Origin of the sequence: Halomonas cupida, from assembly GCF_900142755.1 — a bacterium.
GTDB lineage: Bacteria > Pseudomonadota > Gammaproteobacteria > Pseudomonadales > Halomonadaceae > Halomonas > Halomonas cupida.
In genome coordinates, this window is the sequence record NZ_FRCA01000001.1 from 947,846 (window position 1) to 958,871 (window position 11,026).

Here is an 11,026-nt window from a genome sequence, read left to right on the forward strand (position 1 = left end):
CAATCGGAGCGGGAGCCGTTTCCATCTCATAATGGGTGGGTTCCGAAGTCAAAGGTAAATGTTATCGGCCTCGGCAAGACGCCGAGTCAGCCAATGCCCTCGAGTGACGCCTTACGGTCATGGGTGAGTGGAATTTCTCTGGCCTTCGGCACAGCCCTGTTGCTGACCCCGGTCATGAGCAGCTCTGTCCATGCAGGTGACTGCAGTGAAGAAGCGGCGGGTGTCTGGACTTGTTCGGGAGTCGCATCGGACGACGACACGACAATCACGCCTATCCCTGCAACGGACGGTAGCCTCACCGTTACGACCAAGGGCGACTTTGGACTAGAAACCATATCAGGAGACGGACTTGTCCTGAAGAACAGCAATTCCGCCACCGGTGATATCAACTTTACCGATGAGAATGCCTCCGACATCACAGGGTATCGTGATGGCATTCTTGCCCGTAACAGGGGTAGCGGCACAGTGTCGATCACCTCGACAGGAACGGTTACGGGGACGAGCAGCAGTGGAGTCCGCGCAGCCCAGTATGTAGGTGGCGGGCTTACAGTCGATGTGGTGGATGTGTCCGGTGGTAAGGATGGTATCAGGGCCGTGAATGAGAGTTACGGTGCACTATCGATCACCTCGACGGGAACGGTGACGGGGGCGGGGACAGGAGCTACCGACGCTGGAATCTATGCAGCTCAGTCTGCGGCCAGCGACTTGACCGTCAACACCGTGGATGTGACCGGTGGCACACATGGCATCAGAGCCCGGAGCAGCGGTAGGGGAGCAGTGTCGATCACCTCAACGGGAACGGTGACGGCGACAACGGCGACCAACAATATTAGAAAAAGCGCTGGAATCAGTGCCGTGGTGTCGCGCCCGACCGGCACCACCTTGACGCTCAATGCCATGGATGTGACCGGTGCCGAAGATGGCATCAGAGCCCTGAATGACGGCACCGGCGCAGTGTCGATCACTTCGACAGGAAAGGTATCGGGAACGAGCCATCATGGAATCTATGCCTTTCAGTCTGCGGGCAGCGGTCTGACGGTCGATGTTGTGAATGTGACAGGTGGCACGGACGGCATCAGAGCCCAGAACGGGAGAGAGCTATTTAAAGGCAATGGCACAGTGTCGATCACCTCGACAGGAACGGTGATGGGGACAGACGACTCTGGGATCCATGCAGTTCAGTACGCAGACAGCGACTTGACGATTCATGCTAGAGATGTAACGGGAGGCAATACTGGTATCGTCGTCAACAGCCACGACAATGGTCTGATGTCGGTCGTAACCACCGGCGATGTCGCCGGGAGCCGGGAAAATGGCATTCGTATCACTGCCCCCGGTGATGCTGCGGCGGATGTTTCCGGCAACGTCACCGGAGGCAATGGCACAGCCATCCTGATGGACGAAGTATCCGGCGTGGCCTCGCTGGTACTGCGAGATGACTGGAGCCTTTCCGGGCAGGCCCTCACAGATGATACCGATACCGATGACCGACTGGTGCTGGCCGATACCACACTCGATCTTGGCATGATCGGTGATACCGCTGATCCGAATGCGATCATCGGCTTCGACCACCTGATCACGAACGGTACCGACATCACGACACTGACCGGCACGCAGACCGCGGGTAACTTCCACTCGGGACTGGTCGAGAGCGGCACGCTGCGTCTGGATAACGCAACCCTGGCCATGCTGAACAGCAAAACCACACTGAATATTCGGCAGGGCGCGACACTGGCGGTGAATGGTACCTCGCTGCTCGAGGGCAGCCTGGACAACCGTGGAACAGTGTCAATGGTCAACGGTACCGCCGGTGATGTGCTGACCGTGAGCGGCGATTACGCCGCAGGCTCTGATCTGTTGATGGAAGCCGTACTGGAAGGTGATGACTCGGCCAGTGACCTGCTGGCGATCGATGGAGGCACCAGCGGAATAACAGATGTGTCGGTCACCAATCTGGGTGGCGTCGGAGCCCAAACTATCGTCGGCATTCCGTTGGTCACGGTCGGGGGCACCTCAACAGGTGAGTTTCTGCTGGTGGATGGAGATTACGTCACTGACGGTGGCAAGCAGGCACTGATCGCCGGGGCTTATGGCTATACGCTGGACAGGACCGACTCAGGTAATTGGTATCTCACTTCGGCAATGTCGGAGCCCGATGAACCGATCGTGGACCCGGTGGAGCCTGATGACCCCATCGTAGACCCGGTGGAGCCCGATGAACCTGTCGTAGACCCGACGGAACCGGATGACCCAGTCGTAGATCCGGTAGAGCCCGATGAGCCTGTTGTGGACCCGACGGAGCCCGATGAACCTGTCGTGGATCCGGTAGAGCCCGATGAGCCTGTTGTGGATCCGGGAGAGCCCGATGAGCCTGTCGTGGACCCGGTAGAGCCCAATGAGCCTGTTGTGGACCCGACGGAGCCCGATGAACCTGTCGTGGAGCCTGAAGAGCCAGTGATTCCGCTGGATCCGACATCGCCGCGTCGGCTGCAGCCCGCCGTACCCATTGCCCTGGCCTACCCACAAAACCTCATGGCTCTGAATCAATTGCCATCCCTGCGCACACGCGTAGGCCAACGTCATGCCGAATTGCTCTCGACCATGGGTGATGGAGAGGTCGATAGCAGAGGCTGGATACGGGTGGAGGGTGGCCGTCGTCGGTTTGACGACTCCACCGCCGATGCCTCGATCCGCAACAATACCGGGAAACTGCACTTTGGCATGGATATAGCCAGGGATTCCGGAGAGTGGTTCGACCAGGTGTTTGGCGTCAATGCCTATGTTGGACGCTCAACCAGTGACATCGACTCTACCTTCGGCGATGGCCGGATCGAGACCGATGGCTATGGACTGGGAACAACCGGAACATGGTACTTCGACGAAGCCACCTACCTCGATCTGCAGGGCCAGTACAGCGTATTCCGTTCCGATCTGCACAGCAGGCAACTGGGTGATCTCGTCGACAGTAATGATGGCGACGGCTATGCACTGTCTATCGAGAGCGGCAGGGTCTTCGCGGTGGGCAAGGAGGGCTGGACCCTCACTCCCCAGGCCCAATTGGTCTGGTCAAGTGTGGACTTCGATAGTTTCAACGTCATTGGAGGGAGGGTCGAGGCTGCTGATATCGACAGCCTGCGCCTGCGCATCGGTGCCTCGCTTGATCGTGAGTTCAAGGCCGATACGGGTACCGCGGCTTTCTACACCGAGACCAACCTGTACCAGGAGCTGATGGATGAGCCAGGGATCCGCCTCGGCGGCAGTGAATTCGTCAGCAACGCCGACAGCAGCATGGCCGAACTGGTCGTGGGAGGTGAATATCAGGCAGCCAACAGCAACATAGCGCTTTATGGAGAAGTTCGTCTGGGAACCGGCATCGAGGACTTCGGAGACCACCTCAACCCCAACGCCAATATCGGCATCAAGATCCGCTGGTAACGATACCCTCCTGCGGGGCAGTCCTCTTGCCCCGCAGCAATTCATCCGGCCACGACCAAAGGAGAGATATCAAGCTCTCCTGCGGTGTTACCCATGATTGCCGGGCAAGGACAGAAAAGAAGATCGTTGAATACTGGCCGCGATCAAGCTGGCCAGTACCAGTAGCCCCACCAGTATCAACAGGGCAGAAACCAGACTGGTGGCGTCTGCGACAAAGCCGATTGCCGCCGGTCCTGCGAGTATGCCGGCATAGCCCATGGTGGCCACCGCGGGCAAGGCGATGCGCTCAGGCATCAGTGTCTGGCGACCGGCCAGCGAGAACATCACCGGCACCAGGTTGGCGCAACCGACTCCCACCAGAATGCAACCCATGGCGACTCCCGACCAATGCGGAATGAGACAGATCAGCAACATTCCGAGCGCAGCAAGAATGGGGCCCAATGTTGCCACAGCTACGTGACCGAAGCGGGTGGTAATTCTGTCGCCGGTGAGTCTGCCCACCGTCATGGTGACGGAGAACAGGGCATAGCCCAGACCAGCGTAGGCGGTATCCACCTGGCGATACTCGTGCAACAGGACAGCGACCCAGTCGAGCATGGCGCCTTCCACCAGAAAGCTCACGCCACACACCACGCCCAGCAACAGCACGACTCCTCGTGGCACGGCAAACAGCGGCCCCTCTGCGGGTGGCGCGCCTCCAACCAACAAACCTTCCCAGGCCACTACCAGAGCGACAAGTGATAGTGCCACCACCACCAGGGTCGCCATCACTGGCGATGTCCCCCAGGCAAGCAGTGCCATCATGATGCCCACCCCCGCCAGAGAGCCGAGGCTGAACATGCCATGAAAGCCGGACATGATCGTGCGGCCGCTTTCACGCTCGACGACCACGGCCTGTAGGTTCATCGCCACATCCAGCATGCCGATGGCGCCACCGAATACCAGCAGCACAACAAAGGCCACCGGCAGCCAGGACAGCCCGGCAAGCAGTGGCAGGCAAGCCAGGGCGACCAGAGAGCTACAGACAATAACGGGACGAGCACCATGGCGGGCCACCAGGGCGCCGGTTACCGGCATGGCCATCAGTGAACCGATTCCCAGACACAACAGCAGCACACCAAGACTGCCCGCATCGATTGCCAACCGGTTCTTGACGTAGGGAACCAGCGGCGCCCAGCTCGCCATGGCAATGCCTGCCAGCAGAAAGACCAGGCGAGTAGCACGCTCACGTCGTGACTGTTCAGCCGCCATGTTGCACTGCAGAGTTGTCATCGTGGGCTTCCTTGACCGAGATGCGAGAGGATGGAGCGGGCTCTCACAGAGTGTGACCTGACGAGGAGCCGCCCAGTATGCCCGTGCCAACCCGGTCAGGGAATCCATGACCACGACTGGATCAACCCCGTATCGGTGCTTCCAGCGACAACTGACGATCGCAGGCATGATCGATCAAGGCCTTGTCATGGCTGACCAGCAACAACGCGCAATGGCGCTCACGGGCCAATTCAACCAGCAACTCAAGTGTCTGTTGCTGAGTGATCGGATCCAGCCGTGAAGTCGGCTCATCGGCAAACAGAAACACCGGCTCCAGCAACAGTGCGCGCAGAATCGAGAACCGCTGCAGCTCACCCCCGGAGATGCTGTCCGAGCGTCGTTCCAGCAGGTCCGGCGCCAATCCCAGTCGTTCCATCAGCGGCGGTACGCTATCCCAGCTCAGTTTGTGCAACCGACAAAGATCGTGCAACAGCGTGCCCAGCGACCAGAAGGGCGAGAAGGCCGCGGGTGGATCCTGATAGAGCTTGAGAAAGCGCGTCGAAGCAATTCCCGGCGCACGTTCAACCTTACCGGCATCGGGCTTCACCAACCCCAGCAACAGGTCGCCGAGGCTGCTCTTGCCGCTACCACTGGCACCATTGATACCCAGCACCTCTCCGCGATACAGGTTGAGTGTGAGGTTATCGAACAACGACTTCCCGCCCCGTGACAGGGAGACAGATCTGGCCTGCAGCACCGTATCGTCGGCAGGGTTGAAGTGTTGGTGGCGCGCCAACCAATGCTGCGGGTTGGCGGCCATCAACTGCTGGCCGTAAGCACTCTGCGGGGCCTTCAGTAGCGTCTCGGCGCTGCCACTCTCCAGGCACTCTCCGCGACGCATGATCATCACCGTACCGCCAAGCTGTTCAGCCACTGCGATGTCGTGGGTAATGGTCAACAGACCACCGTTGGAGCCGAGGGCCTGAGCGAGTAGACGGACCACATCGTCCCGGCGTGCGCTATCCAGCCCCTTGGTCGGTTCATCGGCAATCACGATGGGTGCATTGCCGGCACGTGCAGCAGCAAAGGCCGCACGTTGGGCCATGCCCCCGGACAGTTGAGCCGGCAACTTGAACTCGCTATCCGCCAGCCCCAGACCTTCCAGATCATCGTACATGGCATGCCTGGCGGCAGCAGGCTCCAGCCCAGCCACCAGTCGATGGCCTTCGTTGATCTGAGCCCCCACACGCATGGTGGGGTCGAGTGCATGCCAGGGCTCCTGTGGCAACATGGTCATGCGTCGTCCCCACCAGCGACGACGCTGCTGGGGCGGCATCTCCAACAGATTCTCGCCATCGATGATGACCCTTCCACTGGCGTTGAGAGCAGGCGGTAGATTGCCCATCAACGCCTGGGCCAGCAGGCTCTTGCCGGAGCCGGTCTCTCCCAGCAGGGTCAATGGCACGCCGGCCTCGAGGGTAAATGAGATCGGCCATACCAGCGTGGCGCCCTCAGAGGTCGTGACACTCAGGTCATGCACTTCCATGATCGCCTTCATTGCGGCTCCTTGCCGGCCAGCAGGTGGAAACTCAGGACCATGAAAAACAGGGCCAGCACAGGCTGAGCAAGCACCCAGGGCGCTTCCTGATAGTACGGAAACAGCTCGGTCATCATCAGGCCGAGTTCCGCCGTGGGCGGCTTGAGGCCAATGCTCACGAAGCCCAGAGAAGACACAGCCAGAATCGAGGTCGCCGCACCGAAGGCGGCCAGGGTAGTGACCTGAGGGGCCAGTTCCGGCCACAGGTGTCGGCGGAAGATATACCAGCGTCCAAACCCCAGCAGCCGGGATGACTCGACCTGAGGCGACTGGGCCAGTATCCGCGTGGCACTGCGTACGACGCGGAAGTACTCGACCCACAACACCAGCGCGATCCCGATATACAGCGTCCAGAAGTTACCCGGAGCAATAGCAGCAAGCATCAGCACCAGCAACAGGCCGGGCAGCGCCAGTACACAATCGGCAACCGTGCTCAACAGACGGTCGCACCAACCACCTCGCCAACCGGCGGTGACCCCGGCCAGCAAACCGGGCAGTGCAGCGGTGACCACACTCAGCAGGGCAAGTCCCAGTGATAGTCGAATCGCAGCGGCGACACGCGCCAGCATGCTGCGTCCGAGGTGATCGGTGCCCAGTGGATGTTGCAGGCTCGGCGCCGCCAGGGTGCTCATCAGATCCTGACGCGTTGGGTCAGCATCGAGGAACAGCGGCACCACCCATGCGAATACCAGCAGTGCGGCCAGCAGCGAAATCCCCCAACGTTGAGCATGGGAGAGGCGGCGCCGCGTATGTGAAGAAGCCCAGCGGAATCGTGCCACGGAGGGCGCAAGACCAGGCGAACGGGAAGCCATCATGACAGGCGCCTCCGGGGATCGATATAGAGAGAAACAAGGTCGACCAGGGTGTTGAGGGTAACGAACAGCAGGCCCATGACCAGTGCTGTGCCCTGGATCATTGGCACGTCCCGAGCGACGACGGCGTGCACCAGTGCATGCCCGATACCGGGCCAGGCGAACAGCGATTCGATAACCACCACGCCCTCGACCAGATAGACCAGTTGCACACTGAGGTAGGCGATGACCGGAACAGCAACGTTACGCAGACCATGCCGCGCCAGTGTCTGACCTTCGCTGAGCCCGCGTGTGCGTGAGAAGGCGTAGTAGGGCGAGCCAGCCACTCGGGCCATGCCATGCCGAGTGACCCGGGCCGATACCGCAGCCAGACCCAGCGCCAGAGCCATGGCCGGTAACCACAGATGGCTGCCACCACCGTGTCCAGCCGCGGGCAGCCAGCCCAGTTGGACGGCAAACAACATGATCAACAACAGACCGATCACAAAAGGGGGCAGGGAACGCAGGGCGACCGCCGATACAAGAGCCAGGCGATCCACCCAGCCATTGGGCCGGAGTCCGCTGAGAATTCCCACCGGCACGCCGATCACCAGAGCCAGCAGCATTGCCATCAACGCCAGGTCAAGAGAATGGCCCAACTGGTGAGCCAACTCGCTGACCACGGACTCTCCACTGACCAGTGAGTGGCCCAGGTCCAGTGACAACAGATCGGAAAGCCAATGGAAATAGGCGATCAACGGCGACTGATCCAGACCCAGTTCGGCCTGCACTGCCGCCGCTGCTTCGGCATTGACCTGTTCGTAACCGTAACGACCCGCAGCGATCCGAAACGCCATGTCGCCAGGCAGGGCCCGGGTCAGGATGAACGTCAGTGTGCCCACCACCCAGGCCACCAGGCCTGCCTGCACCAGACGCTGAAGCAGCAGCGTAGAAATCACTCGATTCATCATTCCTCCCAGTGCAGATCGGACAGACGATAACTGCGCTCGAAGGGATCGATGGCAAAGCCACCGAGACGGGCATTGACCGACGCCGTCTGCACATACCAGGCGACTGGAATCACCGGCATCTGCTCATGCAGTATTTCTGCCGTCTGCTTTTCAAGTGCGGCCTTGCGCCCCTCGTCAGTTGCACTGATCAGCTCACCCACCGCGCTGTTCAGTGCATCGCTGGACCAGTTCATGGCGCCCCAGTCACCGCCTTGCGGGCCGAAATCCTGACGGACGATGGCCAGCGGGTCCGGCACCAGGCCAAAGTTGCGTGCCAACAGGCCCATGTCGAGTGAGCCATCATTGTGGCTGGAAGGGATCTCACTGGAGTTGCCTACATTCACTGCCACATCGATCCCCAGTTGCCTCCACTGGTCCTGCAATGCCGTGGCGATAACCGGCAATTCCGGGCGGTCGGCAAAGGTGGTCAGGGTCACGCTGAAGGGCTGACCATCCTGCTGAAGAATGCCATCCTCGCCGGGTGTCCAGCCCTGAGATTCGAGCAGGCGACGCGCTTTCTCCAGGTTCTTCTCTGGCGCTGCCAGTCCTTCCAGATGCCAGGCGCCCATGCCGGCGGGCATCAACTGATTGGCTGCCGCATCCTCGACACGCATCACACCACGGGCAATGCCCTGTCGATCGATGGCAAGGCTCAACGCACGGCGCTCCTCGACACTGTCGAATGCCTCACGTGCGGCATTCAACTTGACCGTGACGGTACGAGGAATGGGTTCGGCATGCAGTGCCACACTGGGTGTCATGCGCAGTCTGGCCTGACTGGCGGCATCCAGGGTAAAGGCGATATCGGCGTCGCCACTCTGGGCCATCAGGGCGCGTGTCTCGCCGCGGGGAGCAGCCAGATAGCTGGTGGCAGTGATAGCAGGCGCCTCACCCCAGTACTCGTCGAAACGTTCGGCCTCGAGCCGCTGCGGAGTATTGAGGCTGACAATGCGGAAGGGGCCTGTGGCGATCAGTTCCTGGACCTTGCCGTCCTCGGTATAGCTCGCGGGAGCCAGAATCTGGGTCGAATAATGGGTAAGCAGGGCAGGCAACGCCGAATAAGGGGCATTGAGCATGATACGAATGGCATCGCCATCGGCCTCAATGCTGTCGATATCGGCCTGGGACAGCACACCGGGATTGGCCAGAGTACGGTTCAGCGACTGTGCCACGCTCTCGGCGGTCATCCTGCTGCCGTCGTGGAAACGTACTTCGGGGCGCACATTGAACCGCCAGCTCAGGCCGTCATCGCTGGACTGCCAGTCGGTGGCCAGCCCCGGGACCAGGTTACCCTGCAGGTCGGTATCCACCAGGGTTTCGGCAATCTGCATACGACCGTAGACATGTCCGGCCTGTACAGGATCCAGACTGTTGATTTCCCAGGGGGCGACAACGTCGACACGGTCATCTGCATGGACGTTGATCGGAAACAGCAATGCGCCGCCGAGGGCCGCCATTGCCAGGTTGCGCCAGTGGTTTGTCATGGAGGGGCTGCTCTTTATGATGAGGTCTTTGTGATGGCTTGTGGGTGAAAACCGCACGAAATGTTATACCATATCGTTTAGCAAAGGCAGCCCCAGCGCAATGCAGGAATCCCTTGGCAAGTACGCCAGCTTCTTCCATGGCTACAAGCCGGCCGCCGCAGCGTCGAATCACTGGTGACAGGCCAGATCCTCAAGGTATGGTAGAAGGGCCAGCGTTCAGGCAAGGAGGCCAGACGTGCCCATTTACCAGACACAACGGCTGGGGCTGCGTCATCTGTCATTGGATGATCTGCCAGCCCTGAACTGTATCCTCTCTGACCCCGAGGTAATGAGATTCTCGATCCGTGGCGTGTGCGATGAACAGGCCACACGGCGCTTCATCGAAGGCAGCCTGCTGAGCTATGCCAGAGACGGTTTCGGCCCCTGGGCAGTTGTGGCCAACAACACCGCTGAGCTGCTGGGGTTCTGCGGTATCGGCCATGAGCCTGTGGGTGGACGCAATGAAATCAGCCTCGGATACCGGCTGGCGAAGCAGCAGTGGGGGAAGGGGTTGGCCACGGAAGCCGCGGAGGGCGCCCTGAACCTGGCGTTCACCCGCTTTGAACTCCCCAGGATCGTCTGCCTGGTGGAACCCGAGAACCGTGCCTCTCTGCGGGTTGCCGAGAAAGTCGGTTTTCAGCAGTTCTCCGATATCAGCTTTCACCGGCGGCCGGTGCGCTGCTACCGGATGACACGGCATGATTGGCTGGGAACTCACCCAGCAAGGGGCTGAGCTGGCGGATTACTACAATCAGTACCGTGGCCTCACAGCCACAACGTTGGATATGAAGATATTTTATGAATCCAACTAATCAACACCGTTATAGTTGAATAAGCTGCTTCTATATATTTAATAGAGAGATTTATGTTCAGAGCGGGTGCTGCGATTCTCTTTGTTTTATTCTCTTCTGATGTGTTTGCAATGGTGGATGTCTATCCGGGAACCATCACTATCGAAGGGGATAAAGTCATATTGACCAGGTGCGATCTGGTCAGCAACCGATACACGCTGATAAGCGAGCAACATGAGAATGAGGGCGGATGCAGGTTCTGAGTGCAACACTATTAATGAGTCAATGACGGTGCTTCATGATACTTCGCCATCAGTTCGCTCATCATCTCAATGGGACACTTGAAGTCGAAGCGCTTTCGCGGGCGCATGTTGAGTTCAAGCGCTATTTCATCCAGTTCTTTCTGGCTGTAGACCGATAGGTCCGTTCCCTTGGGCAAGTACTGCCGTATCAGTCCATTGATATTTTCGTTGGCGCCTCTCTGCAACGGGCTGTGCGGGTCGCAGAAGTAGATGGCAACGCCGGTGTTCTGGGTGATTCTGGTGTGCTTCGCCATCTCACGTCCCTGGTCATACGTCAGGCTCTTCCGTGCGGCCAATGGCATGCGATTCAGCGCCGCGCTGAAGCC

At 59.8% G+C, this 11,026-nt stretch carries 8 protein-coding genes; 2 read left to right on the forward strand and 6 right to left on the reverse strand.

The window, feature by feature from the left end:
* The first annotated feature begins 123 nt into the window (after positions 1 to 123).
* Positions 124 to 3,435 (forward strand): autotransporter outer membrane beta-barrel domain-containing protein, encoded by a 3,312-nt coding sequence (locus tag BUE38_RS04170; protein ID WP_159438846.1) that lies wholly within the window; start codon positions 124 to 126, stop codon positions 3,433 to 3,435.
* Positions 3,436 to 3,522: 87 nt separating this feature from the next.
* Here the strand turns inward: BUE38_RS04170 and BUE38_RS04175 are convergent, their stop codons facing one another.
* From BUE38_RS04175 to BUE38_RS04195, 5 genes are all read right to left on the reverse strand, one after another.
* Complete coding sequence (locus tag BUE38_RS04175) at positions 3,523 to 4,707, reverse strand: MFS transporter (RefSeq protein WP_073433704.1); 1,185 nt, start codon at positions 4,705 to 4,707, stop codon at positions 3,523 to 3,525.
* A gap of 121 nt (positions 4,708 to 4,828) precedes the next feature.
* Positions 4,829 to 6,244 (reverse strand): ABC transporter ATP-binding protein, encoded by a 1,416-nt coding sequence (locus BUE38_RS04180; RefSeq protein ID WP_073433705.1) that lies wholly within the window; start codon positions 6,242 to 6,244, stop codon positions 4,829 to 4,831.
* A complete protein-coding gene (locus BUE38_RS04185) occupies positions 6,241 to 7,098 on the reverse strand; it encodes an ABC transporter permease (RefSeq protein WP_084541701.1) in 858 nt (285 codons plus the stop codon). The genes BUE38_RS04180 and BUE38_RS04185 overlap by 4 nt, the downstream gene beginning before the upstream one ends.
* On the reverse strand, positions 7,095 to 8,042 hold the full coding sequence (locus tag BUE38_RS04190; protein ID WP_073433706.1) for an ABC transporter permease: 948 nt from the start codon (positions 8,040 to 8,042) through the stop codon (positions 7,095 to 7,097). Before BUE38_RS04190 ends, BUE38_RS04185 begins: the two co-directional genes overlap by 4 nt.
* On the reverse strand, positions 8,042 to 9,568 hold the full coding sequence (locus BUE38_RS04195) for an ABC transporter substrate-binding protein (RefSeq protein WP_073433707.1): 1,527 nt from the start codon (positions 9,566 to 9,568) through the stop codon (positions 8,042 to 8,044). Before BUE38_RS04195 ends, BUE38_RS04190 begins: the two co-directional genes overlap by 1 nt.
* 235 nt (positions 9,569 to 9,803) lie before the next feature.
* Between BUE38_RS04195 and BUE38_RS04200 the strand changes: the two genes are divergently transcribed.
* Complete coding sequence (locus tag BUE38_RS04200; RefSeq protein ID WP_073433708.1) at positions 9,804 to 10,340, forward strand: GNAT family N-acetyltransferase; 537 nt, start codon at positions 9,804 to 9,806, stop codon at positions 10,338 to 10,340.
* Between the two features lie 332 nt (positions 10,341 to 10,672).
* Here the strand turns inward: BUE38_RS04200 and BUE38_RS04210 are convergent.
* Positions 10,673 to 11,026: IS30 family transposase (locus tag BUE38_RS04210; RefSeq protein ID WP_143166183.1), on the reverse strand; the 354-nt coding region annotated here is incomplete at its 5' end.